The organism is Flavobacterium sp. J372 (assembly GCF_024699965.1).
Lineage (GTDB): Bacteria > Bacteroidota > Bacteroidia > Flavobacteriales > Flavobacteriaceae > Flavobacterium.
Window position 1 is genome coordinate 1,108,649 of the sequence record NZ_JAJOMZ010000004.1, and the last position, 21,304, is coordinate 1,129,952.

At 42.9% G+C, this 21,304-nt stretch carries 24 protein-coding genes, 2 tRNA genes and 2 pseudogenes; 16 read left to right on the top strand and 12 right to left on the bottom strand.

Going from position 1 to position 21,304, the window contains the following annotated elements; genetic code table 11:
- Positions 1-85 precede the first annotated feature (85 nt).
- Positions 86-2,713, bottom strand: a pseudogene (alaS, locus tag LRS05_RS05435) (alanine--tRNA ligase).
- Positions 2,714-2,859: 146 nt separating this feature from the next.
- Between alaS and LRS05_RS05440 the strand changes: the two are divergent.
- The 8 genes from LRS05_RS05440 (at position 2,860) to der (ending at position 9,041) form a co-directional block, all read left to right on the top strand.
- Complete coding sequence (locus LRS05_RS05440; RefSeq protein ID WP_257867386.1) at positions 2,860-3,837, top strand: M23 family metallopeptidase; 978 nt, start codon at positions 2,860-2,862, stop codon at positions 3,835-3,837.
- A complete protein-coding gene (locus LRS05_RS05445) occupies positions 3,837-4,166 on the top strand; it encodes a MerR family transcriptional regulator (RefSeq protein ID WP_257867387.1) in 330 nt (109 codons plus the stop codon). The genes LRS05_RS05440 and LRS05_RS05445 overlap by 1 nt, the downstream gene beginning before the upstream one ends.
- A gap of 11 nt (positions 4,167-4,177) precedes the next feature.
- Entirely contained in the window at positions 4,178-4,765 is a 588-nt protein-coding gene (locus tag LRS05_RS05450; protein WP_257867388.1) for a LemA family protein, read from the top strand.
- Positions 4,766-5,203, top strand: a complete 438-nt coding sequence (locus tag LRS05_RS05455) for a TPM domain-containing protein (RefSeq protein WP_257867389.1) — start codon at positions 4,766-4,768, stop codon at positions 5,201-5,203. It begins immediately after the preceding gene.
- Positions 5,203-5,997, top strand: a complete 795-nt coding sequence (locus LRS05_RS05460; RefSeq protein WP_257867390.1) for a YgcG family protein — start codon at positions 5,203-5,205, stop codon at positions 5,995-5,997. Before LRS05_RS05455 ends, LRS05_RS05460 begins: the two co-directional genes overlap by 1 nt.
- Before the next feature lie 64 nt (positions 5,998-6,061).
- A complete protein-coding gene (locus LRS05_RS05465) occupies positions 6,062-6,619 on the top strand; it encodes a hypothetical protein (protein ID WP_257867391.1) in 558 nt (185 codons plus the stop codon).
- Between the two features lie 114 nt (positions 6,620-6,733).
- Positions 6,734-7,618 carry a GTPase Era gene (gene era, locus LRS05_RS05470; RefSeq protein ID WP_257867392.1) on the top strand — a complete coding sequence of 295 codons (885 nt, stop codon included), beginning with the start codon at positions 6,734-6,736 and terminating at the stop codon, positions 7,616-7,618.
- Between the two features lie 112 nt (positions 7,619-7,730).
- A complete protein-coding gene (gene der, locus LRS05_RS05475; protein ID WP_257867393.1) occupies positions 7,731-9,041 on the top strand; it encodes a ribosome biogenesis GTPase Der in 1,311 nt (436 codons plus the stop codon).
- 53 nt (positions 9,042-9,094) lie between these two features.
- Here der and LRS05_RS05480 read toward each other — a convergent pair whose 3' ends face one another.
- From LRS05_RS05480 to LRS05_RS05500, 5 genes are all read right to left on the bottom strand, one after another.
- Positions 9,095-9,898: a hypothetical protein gene (locus LRS05_RS05480; RefSeq protein ID WP_257867394.1), complete on the bottom strand. Its 804-nt coding sequence runs from the start codon at positions 9,896-9,898 to the stop codon at positions 9,095-9,097.
- Positions 9,899-10,181: 283 nt separating this feature from the next.
- The gene (locus LRS05_RS05485) at positions 10,182-10,856 is read right to left on the bottom strand and encodes a response regulator transcription factor (protein WP_257867395.1); all 675 of its coding nucleotides are present in this window, start codon (positions 10,854-10,856) and stop codon (positions 10,182-10,184) included.
- Between the two features lie 107 nt (positions 10,857-10,963).
- Positions 10,964-11,620 (bottom strand): sensor histidine kinase, encoded by a 657-nt coding sequence (locus tag LRS05_RS05490; protein WP_257867396.1) that lies wholly within the window; start codon positions 11,618-11,620, stop codon positions 10,964-10,966.
- Positions 11,621-11,658: 38 nt separating this feature from the next.
- Positions 11,659-12,054, bottom strand: a complete 396-nt coding sequence (locus tag LRS05_RS05495; RefSeq protein ID WP_257867397.1) for a hypothetical protein — start codon at positions 12,052-12,054, stop codon at positions 11,659-11,661.
- Positions 12,055-12,336: 282 nt separating this feature from the next.
- Positions 12,337-12,963, bottom strand: a complete 627-nt coding sequence (locus LRS05_RS05500) for a hypothetical protein (protein ID WP_257867398.1) — start codon at positions 12,961-12,963, stop codon at positions 12,337-12,339.
- Positions 12,964-13,127: 164 nt separating this feature from the next.
- Between LRS05_RS05500 and LRS05_RS05505 the strand changes: the two genes are divergently transcribed.
- The 5 genes from LRS05_RS05505 (at position 13,128) to LRS05_RS05520 (ending at position 13,917) form a co-directional block, all read left to right on the top strand.
- A tRNA-Met gene (locus LRS05_RS05505) sits at positions 13,128-13,200 on the top strand.
- Between the two features lie 66 nt (positions 13,201-13,266).
- Entirely contained in the window at positions 13,267-13,392 is a 126-nt protein-coding gene (locus LRS05_RS17615; RefSeq protein WP_374707758.1) for a GIY-YIG nuclease family protein, read from the top strand.
- Positions 13,393-13,412: 20 nt separating this feature from the next.
- The gene (locus LRS05_RS17620) at positions 13,413-13,520 is read left to right on the top strand and encodes a hypothetical protein (protein ID WP_374707788.1); all 108 of its coding nucleotides are present in this window, start codon (positions 13,413-13,415) and stop codon (positions 13,518-13,520) included.
- Positions 13,473-13,573: transfer RNA gene (locus LRS05_RS05515), tRNA-OTHER, on the top strand. The genes LRS05_RS17620 and LRS05_RS05515 overlap by 48 nt, the downstream gene beginning before the upstream one ends.
- Before the next feature lie 143 nt (positions 13,574-13,716).
- The gene (locus tag LRS05_RS05520; RefSeq protein WP_257867399.1) at positions 13,717-13,917 is read left to right on the top strand and encodes a hypothetical protein; all 201 of its coding nucleotides are present in this window, start codon (positions 13,717-13,719) and stop codon (positions 13,915-13,917) included.
- 20 nt (positions 13,918-13,937) lie between these two features.
- On the opposite strand, the gene LRS05_RS05525 is transcribed toward LRS05_RS05520, so the two are convergent.
- Positions 13,938-16,754 carry an outer membrane beta-barrel protein gene (locus LRS05_RS05525; protein WP_257867400.1) on the bottom strand — a complete coding sequence of 939 codons (2,817 nt, stop codon included), beginning with the start codon at positions 16,752-16,754 and terminating at the stop codon, positions 13,938-13,940.
- 201 nt (positions 16,755-16,955) lie between these two features.
- On the opposite strand from LRS05_RS05525, the pseudogene LRS05_RS05530 reads away from it, so the two are divergent.
- The 3 genes and pseudogenes from LRS05_RS05530 to LRS05_RS05540 all read left to right on the top strand — a co-directional run bounded on the left by LRS05_RS05530 (position 16,956) and on the right by LRS05_RS05540 (position 19,135).
- A pseudogene (locus tag LRS05_RS05530) lies at positions 16,956-17,715 on the top strand (AIM24 family protein).
- Positions 17,716-17,855: 140 nt separating this feature from the next.
- Positions 17,856-18,272, top strand: coding sequence for a hypothetical protein (locus tag LRS05_RS05535; RefSeq protein WP_257867401.1), 417 nt, complete (start codon positions 17,856-17,858; stop codon positions 18,270-18,272).
- Positions 18,273-18,424: 152 nt separating this feature from the next.
- Positions 18,425-19,135 (top strand): SRPBCC family protein, encoded by a 711-nt coding sequence (locus LRS05_RS05540; RefSeq protein WP_257867402.1) that lies wholly within the window; start codon positions 18,425-18,427, stop codon positions 19,133-19,135.
- Between the two features lie 175 nt (positions 19,136-19,310).
- Here LRS05_RS05540 and LRS05_RS05545 read toward each other — a convergent pair whose 3' ends face one another.
- The 5 genes from LRS05_RS05545 to LRS05_RS05565 form a co-directional block, all read right to left on the bottom strand.
- Entirely contained in the window at positions 19,311-19,673 is a 363-nt protein-coding gene (locus tag LRS05_RS05545) for a VOC family protein (RefSeq protein ID WP_257867403.1), read from the bottom strand.
- A gap of 1 nt (position 19,674) precedes the next feature.
- Complete coding sequence (locus tag LRS05_RS05550) at positions 19,675-20,139, bottom strand: DUF2938 domain-containing protein (RefSeq protein WP_257867404.1); 465 nt, start codon at positions 20,137-20,139, stop codon at positions 19,675-19,677.
- Positions 20,136-20,630: a CinA family protein gene (locus LRS05_RS05555; RefSeq protein ID WP_257867405.1), complete on the bottom strand. Its 495-nt coding sequence runs from the start codon at positions 20,628-20,630 to the stop codon at positions 20,136-20,138. Before LRS05_RS05555 ends, LRS05_RS05550 begins: the two co-directional genes overlap by 4 nt.
- 21 nt (positions 20,631-20,651) lie before the next feature.
- Positions 20,652-20,870 carry a hypothetical protein gene (locus tag LRS05_RS05560; RefSeq protein ID WP_257867406.1) on the bottom strand — a complete coding sequence of 73 codons (219 nt, stop codon included), beginning with the start codon at positions 20,868-20,870 and terminating at the stop codon, positions 20,652-20,654.
- A gap of 109 nt (positions 20,871-20,979) precedes the next feature.
- Positions 20,980-21,264 carry a hypothetical protein gene (locus LRS05_RS05565; RefSeq protein WP_257867407.1) on the bottom strand — a complete coding sequence of 95 codons (285 nt, stop codon included), beginning with the start codon at positions 21,262-21,264 and terminating at the stop codon, positions 20,980-20,982.
- Positions 21,265-21,304 lie beyond the last annotated feature (40 nt).

Genomic DNA, 21,304 nt, shown 5'->3' on the forward strand with positions numbered 1-21,304 from the left:
GCAAAGTAACAAAGTTACAGAGTTTTATCAGTGTTGGTTTTTAACTTTGCGCCTCTGCGCCTTTGCGAGAAACATTTACCGCGTCTTATTTAATAAACTCCACCGCAGCACCAAGCGCTTCATTTATACCCGCCGGGTTCTTACCGCCCGCTGTTGCAAAAAATGGCTGTCCGCCGCCGCCGCCCTGTATGTATTTGCCGAGTTCGCGAACTACAGCGCCTGCATTCAGGCCTTTTTCAGCTACAAGCTCTTTGGAGATATAGCAGGTAAGCATCGGCTTGCCTTCGGTTTCTGTCGCGAGTACAATGAACAGGTTTGTACCAAGGCTGCCCAGTTCATATGCCAGGTCTTTTGCGCCATTGGCGTCAAGCGCTACCTGCTTGGCGAGGAACTGCACACTATTTATCTCCTGAATTTCTTTGGCAAGATCACCTTTCAGGTTTTTGGCTTTATCACGAAGCAGGCTTTCCAGTTGCTTTTTTAGTTTGGTATTTTCATCCTGAAGCGATACCACAGCTTTAATAGTATCCTGTGGGTTTTTCAGAGCTTCTTTAATCTCGGCAAGGGCTTTTTCCTGTTGTGAGAAATAAGCTTTTACAGCCTCATTGGTAATAGCTTCAATACGGCGTATGCCTGCTGCTACGGCACTTTCACTAACAATCTTAAAGTACCAGATGTCGGCAGTGTTGCGCACGTGTATGCCGCCGCAAAGCTCCATACTATCACCAAATTTTATGGCACGCACAGTGTCACCATATTTCTCACCGAACAATGCCATGGCGCCTTCTTCAACTGCCTGTGCAAACGGAATATTCCTGCGCTCAATCAGCGGAAGGTGTTCCTGTATACGGGCGTTTACAAAGTCCTCAACTTCTTTAAGCTGCTCATCTGTTACCTTGCTGAAATGCGAAAAGTCGAAACGCAGGTAGTTCGGACTCACAAGCGAGCCTTTTTGCTCAACGTGCGTTCCTAATATCGAGCGTAACGCCTGATGAAGCAGGTGGGTAGCCGAGTGATTGCTTGCCGAATCATCGCGCAGCTTTGTATCAACCTTTGCGGTAAAGGCAGCTTCAACATTCTGAGGAAGCTTTTTCGCCAGGTGCAGTATCAGGTTATTTTCTTTTTTGGTGTCTATTATCTCAATCGTTTCGTTGGCTGATGTAAGTGTGCCTTTGTCGCCCACTTGTCCGCCACCTTCAGGATAGAACGGCGTATTATCTAAAACAATTTGATAAAGTAATCCGTCTTTTTTTGAATCTACCTTACGATAACGGGTTATCTTTACCTCATTTTCTGTTTGGTCATAGCCAACAAATGTTTCGGTGTTGCCCGGTGTAAGTATCGTCCAGTCATCGGTCGAAACTTCAGACGCTGCACGAGAGCGGTTTTTCTGCTCCTGCATCGCTGCTTCAAATCCTGCCTCGTCAAGCTCCAGTCCGCGTTCACGAAGTATCAACGCAGTTAGGTCAATGGGGAAACCAAATGTATCATACAATTCAAATGCCTTCTGGCCAGAAACGGTTTTCCCTTGAGTGGAAGTAATTACGTTTTCAAGCAACTGAAGCCCTTGGTCGAGCGTACGCAGGAATGATGTTTCCTCTTCCTTAATCACATTAGTAACCAAGCCTTGCTGCGAGCGAATTTCCGGGAAGAAGTCACCCATCTGGTCGGCAAGTACAGCCACAAGCTCATTAATGAATGGCTCTTTTTTGTTCAGGAAGGTAAAACCATAGCGGATAGCCCTCCTCAAAATACGGCGTATCACATACCCTGCACCACCGTTTGACGGTAGTTGACCATCTGCAATGGCAAAGGCTACGGCACGCACGTGGTCGGCAATTACGCGGATAGCTATGTTTATCTTTTCTTCGTTGTCATTGGCAGCCTTAATAGTATATTTTGCGGCTGTGATGCTTTCTATTTTATTGATTAGCGGAGAGAATACGTCAGTATCATAGTTACTCTGAACACCCTGTAACACCATGCAAAGGCGCTCAAAGCCCATACCGGTATCTACGTGTTGCGCCGGAAGTTTTTCAAGAGAACCGTCAGCCTTACGGTTGAACTCCATAAATACGTTGTTCCATATCTCAACAACCTGCGGATGGTCGTTATTTACCAGGGTTTTGCCGTCAATCTTTGCACGTTCTTCGTCAGTACGAATATCAGCATGAATTTCTGAACACGGACCGCACGGACCCTGGTCGCCCATCTCCCAAAAATTATCTTTTTATTGCCAAGAAGTATGCGGTCTTCACCTATCAGCCCTTTCCATATATCCCATGCCTCCTGGTCAAACGGCACGTTTTCTTCCTCACTGCCTTCAAACACGGTTACATATAGCCTGTCTTTAGGTATTTTGTAAAACCTCAGTTAGCAGTTCCCATGCCCAGTTGATGGCCTCTTTTTTAAAGTAATCGCCAAAGCTCCAGTTGCCAAGCATCTCAAACATGGTGTGGTGGTAGGTATCAATACCTACTTCCTCAAGGTCATTATGCTTACCCGAAACCCGAAGACATTTCTGGGTGTCCGCTATACGCTTGCTTTTTGGTGTGCCATTGCCAAGGAAAAACTCCTTGAACTGCGCCATACCGCTGTTGTTGAACATAAGCGTCGGGTCGTCTTTAAGCACGATTGGGGCAGATGGTACAATCAGGTGGCCCTTCTGCTCAAAAAAAGATAGGAATTGTTTCCTTATATCCTGCGATTTCATAAAAGCTGAAATGTTTTGTAATTACTGTTGTGACCGCCGAGTCCAAAATCTGCACTATAACCGAAACATTTCTTACATTTGTTCGTTTATCTGCTGTGGCAGCACCTCATTTTTGTTAAGGTGCAAAAATAGAATAAATTAAGTACATGGCGAAAGTAAAATACTACTACGATGCGGAAAACCTTGCGTACCGCATCATCAAAAATACACGCCAAAAAAAAATTGGCTATGCACTGCTTTTCCTGGCGGCTTCAGGGCTGTTCGGGTTCCTGTGCTTTGTAGCGCTTTTGAATACGCCGTATTTTGAAACCCCGAAAGACAAACTGCAGGCGCGCGAGATTGAGAACATGAAGCTGCAGTATGAAATCCTTAACCGCCGGATGGATCAGGTGAATGAAGTGCTTGCTAATGTTGAAGACCGCGATAATAACCTGTACAGGGTATATTTTAATGCCTCTCCAATTCCGGAAGAGCAGCGGAAGGCAGGCTTTGGCGGGGTAAACCGCTATAAAGAGCTGGAGGGCTATAATAATTCAGAACTGGTTATCAATACCACTAAAAGACTTGATGTGATTTCTAAAGAATTGGCTGTACAATCACGCTCGCTCGACGAAATCGCAAAACTGGCAAAAGATAAAGAGAAACTACTGGCGGCAATACCCGCTATACAGCCTGTAAAAAATGAAGATCTTCGTGCAGTAGCTTCAGGGTTTGGTTATCGCAACGACCCTTTTACCAAAATACGCAAGTTCCATGCGGGGATGGACTTTTCGGCCAAGACAGGAACACCCATTTATGCTACAGGCGACGGTGTAGTGACGGTGGCCGACAACCGCTCTTCAGGCTACGGCAACCATATCGTCATTCGTCACGGGTTTGGTTATGAAACGCTTTACGGGCATTTGAGCAAGTATAAGGTTAAGGCTGGCCAGCGCGTGAAGCGGGGAGACGTTATAGGCTATGTAGGCAGCACCGGCCGCAGCGAGGCGCCGCATTTGCATTATGAAGTACACAAAAATGGCGAGGTTATAAACCCGATAAATTTCTATTACGGAAATATTTCTGCTAAAGAATACATTTTAATTTCTAAATTAGCTAACCAGGAAAACCAATCACTCGATTAATGCAACTTGAACTAGCTGAAAAGCGCTATTACAGCATAGGTGAACTCGCAAAGGCGTTTAACGTAAACGCATCGCTTATCCGTTTTTGGGATAAAGAGTTTGATGTGCTCAAACCAAAGAAGAATGCGAAAGGCAACCGCATGTTCACCCCCGAAGATGTAAAGAACCTGCAGCTGATTTATCATCTGGTGAAAGAACGCGGTTTTACCCTTGAAGGCGCTAAAGTCCACTTAAAGGCTGGGCAGAAAAAGTCGCTCGATAAAATGGAAATCGTCAAAAAACTTGAAGCAATAAAAGCAAATCTAATCAATATTAAAAACGAACTTTAAACACAAAAAACATGAGAAAGTGGATTATTCCGGTAGTGATAATTGTTATACTTGCTATTTTGGCAATATCATCTTATAACAGCCTTGTTGGTGTAAGGGCAGAAGCCAGGACGGCCTGGTCTAACGTTGAAAGCAGCTACCAGAGGCGTAATGACCTTATAGGCAACCTTGTAAAAACTGTACAGGGTGCTGCAGACTTTGAAAGAGGAACGTTGACTGATGTAATTGAAGCAAGATCTAAAGCTACAGCAGTAACTGTAGATCCATCAAACATAACCCCAGAACAATTGGCACAATTCCAACAAGCACAGGCAGGTGTGTCAGGCGCATTGTCAAGGCTATTGGTTAGCGTGGAACGTTACCCTGACCTGAAGGCAAACCAAAACTTCCGTGACCTGCAGTCTCAGTTGGAAGGTACAGAAAACAGGATTAACGTTGAAAGAAATCGCTATAACGAAGCTGCCAGCAAATACGAAGTTAAAACCGAAAGTTTCCCAAGCAACATTTTCGCGGGACTTTTCGGATTCGAAAAAATGGCCCGTTTCAAGGCTGAAGAAGGCGCCGAAAAAGCCCCTGAGGTAGAATTTAATTTTAAATAGATGTCAGCAACCAAAGAGTTTCTCACACCTGAAGAACAGCAGGAGATAGTTAATGCCATTACATTGGCTGAAAAAAACACTTCGGGTGAGATAAGGGTGCATATTGAAGACCATACAGAAAAACCTCCGCTCGAAAGGGCACAGGAGGTTTTTCATCTTTTAGGGATGGATAAAACTTCGGCGAGGAACGGGGTGCTCTTTTATGTTGGCGTACACGACCATACGTTCGCCATTATTGGGGATGAGGGGATAGATAAGGTTGTTGAAGCGGACTTTTGGGACTGCACAAAAGATGTTGTTATAGGCCACTTTAAATCGGGTGCATTCAAAGAAGGTCTTGTTGCAGGGATTCTCCGCGCCGGTGAACGCCTAAAGAAATATTTCCCGTATGCAGATGATGATAAGGATGAATTGCCTAATGAAATCTCGAGAAGCTGATGAAACAATTATTGAATAAATTCTTTGCTATAAGTCTTCTTCTTACAGTTGTTTCTGGTTTTGCGCAGAAAATTCCGCCTAAACCTTCATTACAAACAAGCTATTACGAAATTGACACGCAGCTTTTAAACGACGCACAAAAGCGGGAAATTGAACAAAAACTTATAAGGTATGCAGACTCAACAAGTACACAAATAGTTGTTGTAGTTGTTCCGAATACCGGTGGCGATGATATTGACAGCTATAAAGTTGACCTGGCACATGCATGGGGTATTGGGCAGGGGGATAAAGACAACGGCGTTTTGCTGCTCATAGCTAAAGATGACAGGAAGGTTGCTATAGCAACCGGGTATGGTACTGAGCATAGGTTAACAGATGCCTTATCAAACCGTATTATTGACGAGCAGATAATTCCGGCATTTAAGGCAGGCAATTTTTATCAAGGAATAGATGACGGTACAACTGGCATTATAAAGGCGCTAAACGGAGAGTATAAAGAAGAGCGTAAAAATCTGCGCCGGTCCGGTAATAAGGATGGGATATTTAGTGTATTACCCTTTATAATTTTAATTATCATAATTATCATAGTAATATCCAGAGGCCGTGGAGGCGGTAACCGCGGTAATCGAGGTGGAGGTTTTGACCTTGCCGATATACTTATTTTATCAAGCCTGGGTCGTAGTTCAGGTGGAAGCTTCGGTGGTTTTGGGGGAGGCGGAAGCAGTGGCGGCGGCTTTGGTGGCGGATTCGGAGGCGGTGGCTTCGGCGGCGGCGGGGCATCGGGCAGCTGGTAAGTGTTTTGGCATATTTATTGTTTTGCATAATCACAATAACTTTTAACCAATAAAACTTTACACAATGAAAAAAATCTTTACTCTGGCTGCTATTTTAGCAGCATCATTTGCATTTGCTCAGGAAACTGAACAAACGGAATCATCGGTTAGTAAAAAGCACCAGTTCTCGGCAAATTTCCAATATTCGGAGCCCAGCCAGATTGGTATTCAGTATGAGCATAAAAAAGATGTTAAGGGCAAGTATGCGTCATCGCATGTAGTAAATGTAGGCTACGGCTTGATGGATTATGAAGAAAAGGGCTTTTCGACCGACGGCAGCGGTTTCGTAATTGAACTGGGTAGCCGTACTTATTTTAATGATGTTCACAACGGATTCTATTATTCCAATTTCCTTTCTTACGGAAATATTAAGTTTGACGAAAATGGTTTTGACGGCACCTATAGCTATTTTTCATTCTTTGCGCCTGAACTAGGTTACAAAATACAATTTGGTGGCTTCTCTATTGATCCGTTCATTGGTACAATGTGGAAGTTAGAGATAAAAGGTAAAGGCGATATCGACAATAAAAATGTTGAAGAATGGGCTTTCCGTGCAGGGCTTAAAGTAGGCTACAGCTTCTAAACATTGCATACCACGATTTATAATGGTAACTTTGCCCACTGCTAAAGTGGCAATTGCCAGTAAAAGCAGGCTTTCCTCCACGGAAAGCCTTTTTCATTTTAAAGATTTAAGTTTATGGAGCATAAAGCAGGTTTTGTAAATATTATAGGTAACCCGAATGTGGGTAAAAGCACACTTATGAATGCCTTTGTTGGTGAGCGTCTTTCTATCATCACATCAAAAGCGCAGACCACACGCCACCGTATTCTGGGCATTGTAAACGGAGATGATTTCCAGGTGGTGTTGAGTGATACCCCGGGGATAATTAAACCGGCATACGAGCTTCAGTCAAGCATGATGGACTTTGTGAAATCGGCCTTTGAAGATGCTGATGTGCTAATTTATATGGTTGAAATAGGTGAGAAAGAACTGAAGGATGAAGCGTTCTTCAATAAGATTATCAAGGCAAAAATTCCGGTATTAGTGCTTCTGAATAAGATAGACAAATCTACCCAGGAGCAGCTTGAAGAGCAGATGGCGTTGTGGAAGGAAAAGGTGCCGAATGCTGAAATTTATCCTATATCTGCACTTGAAAATTTCAATGTTGCTAATGTGTTCAACCGTATTCTTGAATTGCTGCCTGCCTCACCACCGTATTACCCTAAAGATGCGTTAACTGATAAGCCGGAGCGTTTTTTTGTGAACGAAGCCATACGCGAGAGGATACTCGACAATTATGATAAGGAGATACCTTATGCTGTTGAGGTTGAAACGGAAGAGTTTCTGGAAGAGGAAGATATCATCCGCATAAAATCTGTTATAATGGTAGAGCGTGATACACAGAAAGGTATTATCATAGGCCATAAAGGCGCTGCCATCAAGAAAGTCGGCATACAGGCCCGTGAAGTTTTGGAGAAATTTTTCGGTAAGCAGATACATATTGAATTGTTCGTAAAAGTCAATAAAGACTGGCGCAGCAACAACTACCAGCTTAGGAGGTTTGGGTATAACCAAAAATAGTTTAAAAGTTAGAATGTTGAAAGTTTGAAAGTTGCCACGAGAACTTTACAACTTTTAAACTTTCAACTTTACAACTTAAAAGAGTACTTTTGCAAAAATTTAAATTACACCAATGAATAACATCGTAGCCATTGTAGGAAGGCCAAATGTGGGTAAGTCCACTTTTTTTAACAGGCTGATACAGCGCAGGGAAGCTATTGTAGATTCTGTGAGCGGGGTGACCCGCGACAGGAACTATGGAAAGAGCGAATGGAACGGCAAAGAGTTTTCAGTTATTGATACGGGCGGGTATATAAAGGGATCTGATGATATTTTTGAAGCTGAGATACGCCGCCAGGTGGAACTTGCTATTGATGAGGCTGATGCCATAATTTTTGTGGTTGATGTAGAAGAAGGCATCACGCCTATGGACGAGGAAGTAGCCAAATTGTTGCGTAAGGTAACAAAACCGGTGTTGCTGGCAGTAAACAAAGTAGACAACTCTATGCGTGAAAAAGACGCTGTGGAGTTCTATAACCTAGGCCTGGGCGAATATTTTACAATTGCAGGTATGAATGGCTCTGGCACAGGCGAACTGCTTGATGAGCTTGTAAAAGTGCTGCCTGAACTACCTGAAGCTGATGAAAACGCTGAAACACTTCCGCGTTTTGCAGTTGTTGGAAGGCCAAATGCCGGGAAGTCATCATTCATTAATGCTCTTATTGGTGAAGACAGGTATATAGTTACTGACATTGCCGGAACAACACGCGATGCGATTGATACAAAATACAACCGTTTCGGGTTTGAATTCAACCTTGTAGATACTGCGGGTATCCGCCGTAAGGCAAAGGTAAAGGAAGACCTTGAATTTTATTCTGTTATGCGCTCGGTTCGTGCTATTGAGCATAGCGACATCTGTATATTAGTTATTGACGCTACCCGCGGTTTTGAAGGGCAGGACCAAAGCATCTTTTGGCTTGCTGAAAAGAACCGCAAGGGCATAGTAATCTTAGTGAACAAATGGGACCTTGTTGAAAAAGACACTATGAGTACACGCGACTATGAGCGTAAGATACGAGAGGAACTTCAGCCATTTACAGATGTTCCTATCCTATTTGTTTCTGCACTAACCAAGCAACGTTTGCTCAAAGCTCTTGAAACATCAGTGCATGTTTTTGAAAGCAGGAAGCAGCGCATACCTACATCAAAGCTTAATGAAACCATGCTGCCGATTATAGAGAATATGCCACCGCCGGCGCTTAAAGGCAAGTATGTGAAAATAAAGTTCTGTATGCAGCTGCCAACGCCTACACCGCAGTTTGTGTTCTTCTGTAACCTTCCACAATATGTAAAGGAACCGTACAAGCGTTTTCTTGAAAATAAGATGCGTGAGATATATGATTTTAATGGGGTGCCGATAGATATCTATTTCAGGCAGAAGTAGTCAAAAAATAAAAGAGGCCCTAAAGCCTCTTTTTTAATTTTATTACCACAAAGTTACTTTGCAGGCGTAACTTCAGTAGTTTGTTTCAGGTCAACTTTTGTTTTCAGGTTCATGTCCATGCCTTGGGCTTTAAAAGCCATTGTCATATCAGTAATTGTATTCATTTGCGTAGGATAACCGGCATCTGTATCATAAATCATACTACCCATTGCAGTACCGCTGCCTTTCATGTCCTGACCTTCAACTTTTGTAGTAAGTGTGTAAACAGAGCTAAGGTCGAAATGCGCTTTCTTGCCTTCAATCTTTATAAGCTTATATGTTGTTTTATTTTGCATGTTCATAGTCACCGGCCCCATAGGGAGCTCAAACGGAGTGTCAACAACAAAGCTTTCGCCAACTTTTACAGTCTTTTGTGGAATGATGCTTTGTGACAGATTGCTCTGCATCATTTTCACAAGCATATCTTTTATCTGCGGGTTCATGCCCGGCGCATGTATCGAATCAAATTTAGGAACACCGTTCACGTCAGTCTTACCATAAAGTTTTGTGCCTTTGGGTATTTGTGCCGCAGCTGCACTTTCTGCATCAAGCTCAAGTTCGGTAGTAAAAGGTATAATGTTATTGGTAAGTTTACCTGTTTTTGTAACAGATGTAGTTTTGGTAGCCCCGTCCTGTTTCATAGGCTCCATACCTTCGCCATACGAAATTTCAGTTGTTACTTTTTGGTCTTGGGTTTGCCTGTAGGTGGTATTGGGCTTATAACCCATTTTTATGGTAACGCTTTGGGCTAATGCTGTGGCGCCTACAAGTAAGAATAATAATGTTGCTTTTTTCATGTTGTTTGTTATTAATGCCATAAAAGTAGGAGTTTATTTTGAGGTAACCTTATAAAAAAGAAAAGTGGGCGACCAAACCCACTTTCCACACATCTATTTTATAAAAAACTACCCGTGTTACACACACAAGATATAAGAGAAAAAACCGGCAGCACTGTGAAAATGCATCTTTAGGGGGAAACGTAAGGTGTAGTGTTGCCGGTAATTGCTATGAAACTACACAGCAAAGATGCGGCAACAGCATAAACAGGAACAGGATAGAATTACGGAATTTTAACCTACAGGTATTTTTACAGAGATACAACTACATTACAGGAAGCTCATCTATATGCACTATTTGCTGCTGTAGGGCGTAAATTACAAGGCCTGCAATATTTTTGGCGCCGGTTTTTACAAATAGTGTATTACGGTGGCCATCGGCGGTGCGGGGAGACATATTAAGTATATCAGCTATTTCTTTACCGGTTTTTTGCTGGCATATCAGTTTTAGCACTTCAATCTCACGGTCGGTAAGCATCTCTTCTTCATGCAGCGCAGGTTTCGGAGCTTTCCCTGTTATCTGCCCGCGAAGGGCAGCCAGTTGGTCATCCCTGAAATAATAGCCCTGCGCATAAACAGTTTTTATCACATCAAGCAGGTCGGCAGGGGAGATGCCTTTTGGTAAAAATGCTGCTACACCTGTTTTAAGCATAAAGCCCATAAACGATGTTTGGTAATGTGAGGAGACTACAATAATTTTTATTGATGGATAATTTATCTTAAGCTTTTCCGAAACCTCAATGCCGTCCATGCCGTCCATGCGCAGATCGAGCAGCAACACGTCAGGTAAAGTGTCAGAAGCAGAGAGCTTATCTAACAGTTCATGGCCACCGCCTGCAGTAAAAATCACATCAAGGTTGCCTATGCTTTGCAGATAACCCTGCAGCAGGCCTACAATCAGGTTATCATCATCAGTAATGGCTAATTTAATCTTTTCCATAGGTTGCGGGTTTTAGGGGAGCCGTTATTAAAATACCTGTGCCTTTGCCGGGTGCCGATTTTATTTTAAACCTCCCATCGAGGTATTGCACACGAATTTCTAGGCTATTAAGGCCCTAAGCCATGTTTAAGAATCGCCGTATCGAAGCCTTTGCCGTTGTCTTTGACCAAAAGCGCAAAGCCTGTATCGCTATACCTGAATCTCACATACACGGCAGTAGCTTCGGCATGTTTCACAATATTGGTGATGATTTCCTGTACTATACGTACCAGCTGTATCTTTACCTCGGGTGTAGTATCTGTTGCAGTGCGGATATCCGCATCATAAATAACTTCAAGCTTTTGCTGCCATGGTAGCACTACATTGCTTATAATCTCAGCCGGAGTTGAAAACGCCAGCATAGGGGGTGTAAGGTCATGCGATATGCGGCGGGCTTCGGCAATGCTCTCGCTAATCAATGAATCAAGCTCTGTACTTTCAGCGCCTATCTGGCTTTTAAGGCGGACTACGGTAAGCTTCCCTATAAGCCCGTCATGCAGGTCGGCAGCTATGCGGTTGCGTTCTTTTTCCTGGGTTTCAAGGCTGGTTTGCAATAGCATTTTCTGGTGTTCCAATTTCAGATTGGCCTCACGCACGGCAGCTTCAGCCATACGCTTGTACCCCGCGTGCAGAATCTTTACCACAAAACCCATAATAGTAGCTATCAAAATAATGATGATAGCTATCCATAACGCTATTATTTTAGGGTCCTGCCACTTTTCCATTGGTTGGTAATCTTCGTTACAAAAATACCTATTTTGCTTTATGCTGCCTGATGCAGTTTTTTACTGGCGCTATTTTTTCTGGAGTCCTGGATTACTAGTGTGGTAAGATATATGTAGAAAATAATTGTTGTAATTGCAATTCCGAACCAGAAATAAAACTGTATGCCTGCATTATTATTTATTATAAAATTGTAAGGCAGGAAGAATATAAGATTAATGGTGAAGAAAACGGCTATAACAATATTTAATCTGAAATTTTTCCACTTAGATACGTTGGGCTGGTCAAGTTTCTCATAGCAATATGTCAGCGCTAAAAGTATAATTCCGAAGTTGTCAAACACTTTCGCATAGCTTTGAAATTCATTGACGGTCGTAAAGCTAAATGTAAAAATATCCCACAATATGTACCCTACACCAAGAATATTAGCAAACATTAAGAGCTTATATCTTTTATTCAATAGATATTTATTATAGAAATAGGTAAATAATATAAGTTCAATCAGGCAATAAATTGGTAATATAAAATGGTTATTTATACGAAGGATATAAAATATTTCGGTTATTATTGCTATAGCCATCATTGCTGATAGATAAATAGTAATGCCCTTAGAGACGATATTTAAGGATCTAAACGCCCTAAATCCAATAATGGTTGCGATACAAGTTGTAATTGGTGAAAGCCAAGTAATCGCACCAAGCCATTCGATGTTATCCATCTAGATACTAAGAAGATAAAATTTTTCCTGGAGTGCAGGAGTACCGTACGGAGGTACAGGTTTAATAAAATCATCAAAAACCATTGCCTGGGCGGCCTGGTCATTGTTGGCTACAATAAGATCGGCTACAAAGCCTGTGGTATTACCCAACACTTGTCTTAGCCCAAGGAAGATGGCATCATCCTCACTTTCAAAATCCGCGGTTGAAATATTAAAGGCCTGAAACATTCCGTTTTCAGAGTTAACCTGTTCAGGTATCCATTGCATATAATTGTCTTCCCAGGCGATAATTCTTTCAAGGGCTACATTGTCAGGTATGCGGTGTGAACCCGGGTCGCCGGGTTCTACAGGCCCTTTTTCACTACCTTCAACTAGGCAGCACTGTGTGTGCTCCCAAAGTATATCTACAGATTGAGGATTATCATATTGTTCAGGTACCATAAAAAAGTACAATTGATCCTTATAAATGCCGGGGTAAGCATGTATATGGCTATGCTTGTTGGCTACTGATTTATAATCGTAGTAAAAGTAATTTCCTTGTGAAAAACAAGTCTGTAACGCTTTAGGGTCTTTAACAATAGCCAGATAGCGGTTAATGCTGTCAATAATGTCTTGAGATGTAAACATAGTGGTAAGATTTAAGGGGTGATTTATGATTATTTTAACAAATATAAGTTTTTTACGATTATAGTATTTGTATTGAAGATAAATAATAGTTAAGTTTTAAATAAAAATATTTTTGCATGTAATGCTTGCAGTTCCAAATATCCGTTGTATATTTGCACTCACAGCGCGGGATAGAGCAGTAGGCAGCTCGTCGGGCTCATAACCCGAAGGTCACAGGTTCGAGTCCTGTTCCCGCTACTAATAAAAGAGAACCATTGGTTCTCTTTTTTGTTTACACTGACTTTATTAAGAGCTATATTTCAGGTGGATGAATTTGTTGTATATATTTTGTATTCTGAAAAGCACCAAAAATCATATGTAGGTTACACTTCGGCTTTGATAGACAGGTTTAAATCGCACAACCTGCTCGCAACAAGAGATATACAGTAAGGTTTAGGCCTTGGATAGTAATTTATGTCGAGTTTTATAACTCTAAGTCTTATGCTATAAAGCGAGAAAGCTATCTTAAAAGCGGGGTGGGGAGAGAATTCGTAAAAAACTTAATTGCTAATTTATAAATCAAGGCTCATATCCGCCGCGGCGGACACAGGTTCGAGTCCTGTTCCCGCTACTAAGAAAAGCTCCATAGCAATATGGGGCTTTTTATTTTTTTCCTATCCTGTCATTCTGCTGCATAAACCCATAAGAATCATCTTGTTATTTTTTTAACGAACCCTTAGCAACTGTACTACATATATAGTCGTAATTTTAAGTATGACATACGATATGCATGATGAATTGCTTCAGACTGCTTTCGAGAAAATGATTGAATACAATGAAATTGTGAAAAAATTCCTGGAAGGTGCATCGCCAAGAATCAAGTATTCTGATGTTGAGCATTACAGGATGCAAATGATCGAAGCAGTCAGCAAAGTTGACTTGAAGAAAATCAGTGTCAAACAAAAAACCCGCTGATAAAAGCGGGTTTTGTTTTTTTACCACCACCAGAAACCGCCCTCATCTTTAGTTTCTTTTCCGCCAAATTTTGACAGTTTAAAAGTGAGTGAGAACATAACGTAACGTTTCAGTACGTTGTTCTGCTCATCGCGTATGCTGGTTGGTGTTACCGTACGCATCGTGCCAAGATTCTGGTTAAGCACATCATATACCTTTACTTTAAACAGCAGCCTGTCGTTCATAAAGTTATACCCCAGGCTTGTATTCCACAAAAAGAAATCTTTCCGGAAACCTTCACTCAGCTGTGAGTTGTACTGGTAGTTAAAGTCATTGCCAAAAACCACATGCTTAGGCCAGTAGGTAGTAGTTTGCAGCCCAGCCCTGTGTACAACATATGATGTCTTGTCTATAATGTAATTTTCAAAATTAGTTTCGCTATAAGAAAATGCGTAAGTAGGGATAATTGATACCAGTTCACCATAGTCATAGTTAAGGTTTATACGCGGCCCGGCACTAATGGTTGTGGCTTCATAAGGCTGCGCATTGGTGAAACCTTTGCTTTTGCTGAAATTGGTATTGAAGCCTATGTTGGCCTTAAAGCTGTGCGCTTCTTTTTTGTAGCTCTTGCTATAGCTGCCGCCCGCCCAGCCCTGGTAGGTGCCGCTTACGTTTGTATATGTAGTATAATAACGTGCGCCATCAGCAATGCGGGTCACGCTCGCAATCTCACTATCCCTGTAGTCGCCCCCTGCATAAAAGTTATAACCGGTACGTGTTGGGAAATCGTAGTTGTTTAAGCCTATATATACCGTGTGGTATTTATTAGGGTCAAGGTCAGGGTTTCCAACAGTAAAGTTTAGCGGATTGCTCCTGTCTTCAATGGGCAGCACATGGTAAGGCTGCGGGAAATCTACCCTGTACATGTAGTTTGAATAGAAATGTGCCGATTTTGAAACGTTGTATGAAAAGTTGGCGCCTATAGCAGGCAGCACATATTTACGGCTAAAATCATACACCTCGCCTAGCTGCGTACCGTAATTGCTGAAATCAGCTATACGTGTACCGCCTGTAAAACTGATATTGTATTTGCTTTTATTATAGCGTATCCCGACTGTAGGGGTAAAACTCCTGGTGGTTGACGCCATGTAGTAAGACAGCTCATCATTAGCAAATGTATAATCATTGGTAAAGCCGCTGTAATCAAAAGCATCACGGTTCTGCACATCTTTTTCCCAGCGGTATTTCCCCTCAACGGTAAAGCGCAGTGAGTCGGTTATAGGTTCACTGTACTCGGCCGCCACTTCATACATATCGGTGCTGTTGTGGTTTTTCAATAACTGATTCCGTATATCACTGGTCACATCAGTAATACCGTCATTATTGCTGTCTTCATAAAAAAAGCTGTTTATGCGGCTTCGGTTGCGGCTGTCATCAAGCCTGTTTTCATTGTTGAGCGACACGCTTACAGAGCGTCCCTTACGTTTCAGGCTTTTAAAATATTCAAGGTTGCCTGTAAATGATGTATTATCGGTCTCGTTAAAGCTGTCGGCATTACTTTCGTTTTGAAGGATGTTATTCTGGTCAACCGTATTTTGGCCGGAAATGCTTTTAAATTTCGAGTTTGAGCGCGAAAACCTTGGTGCAAAATAAACGTTTGAAGTAGAATCTATTTTAATCTCAAAGTCCCCATTGGCGCTATGGGCAAACCTTTCATTGTCAGTATTGCTGAAAGCGTTCCTTATCAGGGTGCGCGCTTCAGTATTTGCCGTGGCAGGTATGAGGTTTTCTTCGCGGGTGCGGTTTTCATTTTCTGTGTCGGCTGCCGTAAAGAAATAGTTGAAGCTTGGCTCTACGCCTTTAAACCACTCATCTGCATAGTTAACGCCCAGCATGTGTGAACGCGTTATGCCGCGTCCGCCTCCGAAGTTCATACCATTTATGCCAAAGCTCCCGTCATCACTTATGTAAATAGACTGGTTACGGCCGCCACGCATGTTGTCAAAAATCTCATTCATAGAGAAGCCTGTACTGTTGATATTGTTTGATGAGCCGAGAAAACTTATCTTCCGTTTGTCTTTAAAATAGTTTAGCAAAAGGCTGCTCTCATACCGGTTATCACTTCCGTACCCACCGGTTACACGCCCAAAGAAGCCTTTGTTTTTATCTTCCTGTATGGTTAGGTTTATGCTTGAGTTATTGCCCGATGCAGCCTCGCCGCTCAGTTCTTCCTTTTTTGTCTTAGTATCGCTTACCTGCACCTTATCAATAATTTCGGCAGGCAGGTTTTGCAGGGCAATCTTACCGTCTTTATCAAAAAAAGGTTTGCCATTCACAAGTATCTGGTTCACTTCCTTACCGTTAACCGTAATTTTTCCTTCTTCATCAATATCTACACCCGGCAGCTGTTTCAGCAGCGTTTCCACATTGGCATCAGGGCGTACTTTAAACGAAGAGGCATTAAACTCCAGCGTGTCTTTCTTTACGCGTATCGGCGGTATTTCGCCTTTTACAACCACTTCATTAAGTTCGGTTGCTTTATCGTCAAGTTTAAGTGTGCCAAAGTCGCGGTCAGTGTTTAATTCATCCACCTGCTGCTTATAATCTGCCAGGCCGATGAATGACACCTTAAGGAAAACCGGCTGACTAATTTTACGTGTTCTAAGCGTCCACACGCCATTTTTATCTGAAATAGTATAATCTACTACGGTCGAGTCTTTGATAGATGTAAGGTAAACCGTAGCAGCTTCCAGCGGAGTGTTATGTGTATCGGTAACTTTACCTTTAAGCGTAATGGTTTGCGAGTAGCCGGCCGCAGAAAATGCAAGCAGCAATAGTAAGGTAAGTATTTTGTGCATATCTGGTTTGTTGGTTAATGGTAGGTAATGCCCTATTAAAACAGCGAATTAACGGTTTTAGTATGGAGTGGGCAAGAAATTGTATTGCAGGTTGGCAGAAGATAATTTTTAGTATATTCATCTTTTCAATCAAAAGTCGAACAATCTAAAAATCTAATTATGACCGCACACGAAATAGACTACACCATTTACGGGGAAGAAATGCAATATGTAGAAATTGATCTTGACCCGCAGGAAGCCGTTGTGGCCGAAGCCGGAAGCTTTATGATGATGGACACAGGAATACAGATGCAGACAATATTTGGGGATGGCAGCAACCAGAACGAGGGTATCATGGGTAAACTGTTCTCAGCAGGCAAAAGGCTGCTTACAGGTGAGAGCCTCTTTATGACCGTGTTCCTCAACCAGTGGCACGGCAAGCGGAAGGTAAGTTTTGCATCTCCATATCCGGGAAAAATTGTGCCCATTGACCTTACTGACTTTGGCGGAAGATTTATATGCCAGAAAGATTCTTTTTTATGCGCCGCAAAAGGCGTTACAGTGGGTATCGAGTTTTCGCGTAAGCTTGGCCGCGGGCTTTTCGGTGGTGAAGGCTTTATCATGCAAAAGCTTGAAGGTGACGGTCTGGCTTTTGTACATGCCGGCGGGGACCCTGGCGCGCAAAGAACTTTCGGCAGGCGATGTTCTTAAAGTTGATACCGGTTGTATCGTGGGATTCTCACCAACGGTAGATTATGACATTGAGTTTGTAGGCGGTATACGTAATACCATCTTCGGCGGCGAAGGGCTTTTCTATGCCACATTGCGGGGACCGGGCGTGGTGTACATACAGTCATTGCCTTTTAGCAGGCTGGCCGGAAGGATATATGCTGCTGCACCGCAAGGTGGCGGGCAGGACAGGGGCGAGGGCAGCATACTGGGCGGCCTTGGCAGGATGCTTGATGGCGATAATAGGTTCTAAACCAATAAATTATTAGGTGTTTAACCGCATTTTGGCAAGGCTAGCCAATGTGCGGTTAAAACTTGGTTAATAATTGTATAACGAGGCTTTACGCTGGGTAAAGGCGAAATAACTTTACGGTAAACTAAATACTGTAAGTTATGAAAAAATCATTTTTAACGCTGGCAGCACTATTGGCTTTTGGCCTTGCTTCAGCACAAACAGACACAACGCGTGGCACGATGGTGCGAACACCTGAAACTCCTGTAACCCCTGATTTGAGAACCGATGGAAGCGTAAATAAAACAACTGCCCAACCGCGCTCAACGACTACCACAACCCAGGATCGTACCACTACCAACCAGCGCAGCACTACTACGCAGCCCCGTACAAATACAGATACCAGAAAGTCATCAACAACCAAATCGGGTACTACAACTACAACGCAATCTACAACTCCAAACAGTACATCGCCTACAACAAATGGCACCAATAACAATAACAGCCGAGGCTCAAACCGCAGCGGTACTAACAACCCTACAGGTACATCAGGCAGCGGTAACCCTACAAGGCCGTAATCATCATTATTATATATTCTATTGCTTAGCCCCATTCAAAATGGGGCTTATTGTTTATAAGGTATTGTTAAAACAACTTATCAGCACAAAAACCTTTCTTATTTTTATGATTGGAACTTAAAACCCAAACCGAGCACCTAAAACCCATTACGATGAAATTTCCTGACGTAAAACTCCCTGTAATCGATAAAAACATTGGCGGCCTTGAAAGGGCGGTATCTATTTTTGGCGGCGCTTACCTGCTGTACCATGCTTTTAAAAAAAGCAGGAGTGTGCCCGAAGCTATTGCGGGCGGATTCATGATTGCCAGGGGAGCATCGGGTTTTTGTCCGGGACATTATTACGGTAATAAAATGATGCACCGTGCGGAGAAGCCGGCAGATTCAAACATCAACATACACACACGCCTTATTGTAAAACGACCGGTTGAGGAGGTTTACACTTTCTGGAGGCATTTAGGTAACCTTCCGTTGTTTATGGATCATCTGGAAAGCGTGACGGTACTAAGCGAAATTCGCAGCGAATGGAAAGCAAAGCTTCCTGCAGGACTAGGCACCGTAACCTGGGAAGCCGAAATAGTGAAGGAGGAGCCTTACCGTTTTATAGGATGGCAAAGCCTGCCGGGCTCTTTTGTGAAAAATGCGGGTAAAGTAACGTTTAAGGATGCAGGAGAACTGGGTACGCTGGTACATATTGTGTTTTCTTACCACGCACCGCTAGGCGTGGCCGGTGAAGAAATAGGCAAGCTATTGAACCCATATTTTGAAAAAATGGTTCGTAAAGACATTATGGGCTTTAAGCGTTTTATGGAAACCGGCACACCAGAACCAATCAGCCAGGAAACAAGGACGATATTTACGTAAGACGACAAGGTTCGATTTTTCGATAATTCGACAGCTTCGATTGATTACTAAAACAACCTGCAGATTTGAAGTCTGGCAAGGTTTATTTTTTAAGCTTTTAAATATTAGTTACTATCTGTTCGAAAAAGTCGAAGAAGTCTAAAAATCGAAGAGTCAAAATATCGAAGTTGTCGAATTATCGAGAATGCAGCTGCAAATAATTCCCGTTTGGGTCTTTAAATACGGCATAGTAGCCATGGCCACCGGGTATCTCCGTTTTATCCTGGATTATTATACCGCCGTTCTCCTCAATTTTCGTAAGCATAGGCTTAATATCATCGGTATCAATCACCAGCTGTGGGCCGGTTTTCTCCGGTGCGGGCATTAGTGATGCATCAAGCCCACCGCCGCTGCCTGTATTGCCAATCCTGAAGAAAGCGTAATGATCAACCGTTACCAGCTCTACTTCCCAGTTAAACACATTGGTATAGAATTCCACCGCTGTAGTAAAGTCAGGCGCAGGGATTTCGATATGCGTGATTGTATGCAAGTGCTCCATATTAAGAAATGCGTTTTATATAGTCAGGAAGCTTATACCCGTATAATGCAGTTGTAGAGAAAATAAGATGTGCTATAAACAGCTGCCTGTAATACCCCTCACGGTCATTCTTTGGCGGGTTGGGGTTTGTGGCAAACATTATTTTCCACGCTGCTATGGCTATAACTCCGCTGGCTGCACCTATAGTTAGTCCTTTTAATATAGTAGGATGCGTGAGCGACCTCTTCCATAAAATGTAGTAGCTGACTACAAATAATAATCCTACGGCGTAGTGCGTTGTCCAGCCCACAGGGTCGTCATCAGTATCATTAACTTCCGGAAGTTCAGGAGACCTGTCTGACAGCTCGTTGAGCAAAACGGGTTCTGTAAATTCCTGCTTTTGCTTCTTTGACTGCCAATAGCTATACAGCGTCATAAATGATGTGCCTATAGCTGTTGCGAGTAAAATTCGTCCTGCTGCATTCATGACTCCTGGTGTTTTTCAACCATTTCTGTAAGCAGTGTGCCTACACGGCGTATGGTTTTTTTAATTATTTCTTCCGGTTTTCCTTCAAAAACTTCACGGTGGGCCATATACCTGCTGTGCGGCATATTAATGTGGATGAACATGGTGCCAACCGGCTTATCTTCGGTTTCACTGCCGCCGGGTGTGGTAAGCCCTGTAACGCCAACAGCAATATCGCAGCCAAAAAGCTTTGGCAAGGCGTCGGCTATCGCTTTTGTCACCTCGGCAGACTCGGGTGTGCATTGCTCAATCAGTTCTTCAGGAATGCCCAATATGTCCTGCTTTGTGGTAGCGTCATAGCAAACTATGCCGCCCAGCAGTATCTTGCCGGAATCTTCCGTTAATGAAAATTCAGAGGCAAGCCAACCGGCAGTGGCGCTTTCGGCAAAAGCAATCTTCAGGTTGTTCTTAGCAATGAGTTTGCTGCACTCAACAATACTGGGTGAAGCCATAGGTGTGGTAGTGTTTAATTATCAGTCTGTAGAAAAATCTTCTGCATCATAGTCTTCGTCCTCACCGGGACTAAACTTATCTTCATCTTCCTGCGCCTCATGGTGCGCCTGTTTCATCTTTTCTTCTTCAGGAGTTGTTTCATGCCTTTGGCTATCTTGGTTGCGGCCACTTTTATGGAAGTTTTCCTCGCCATATTCCTGCCCGCCGCGGTTTCCTTGTCCGGGGTTATCTGAATTCATTTTGTTTAAAGTTTAAGGTTTAAAATTGCGAGTCTACGAGTTCAACACGAATCCCGCGTTTGGAATTTGTCATTTGGAATTTGACCAGTGGCTTGTGCCTTATGGCTTGTTACTCTTTGCTCATCGGCGCTCCGCCTGCAGGCGCACTCATATTAGCAGCGCCTTGGGGCTGCACTGTGTCGTTGGCAGAGCCGTCTTCATTTACTTTTTCTCCGGCTGCAGCGCCGCTTTCAGCATTGGCGTCAGGTGCATCACTGCCGTTAATCTGTCCGTTCGCTTCAACACCGGCAGCAGATCCGGATTCATTGGTACGCCCGGTATCTCTGTTGCATGATGTAAAACTTAACATTCCTGCCGTGAGGATTACTGCAAATAAAATCTGTATTTTTTTCATAATTATGGTATTAAGTATTTAGGTCTTAGGTGTTGAGTTA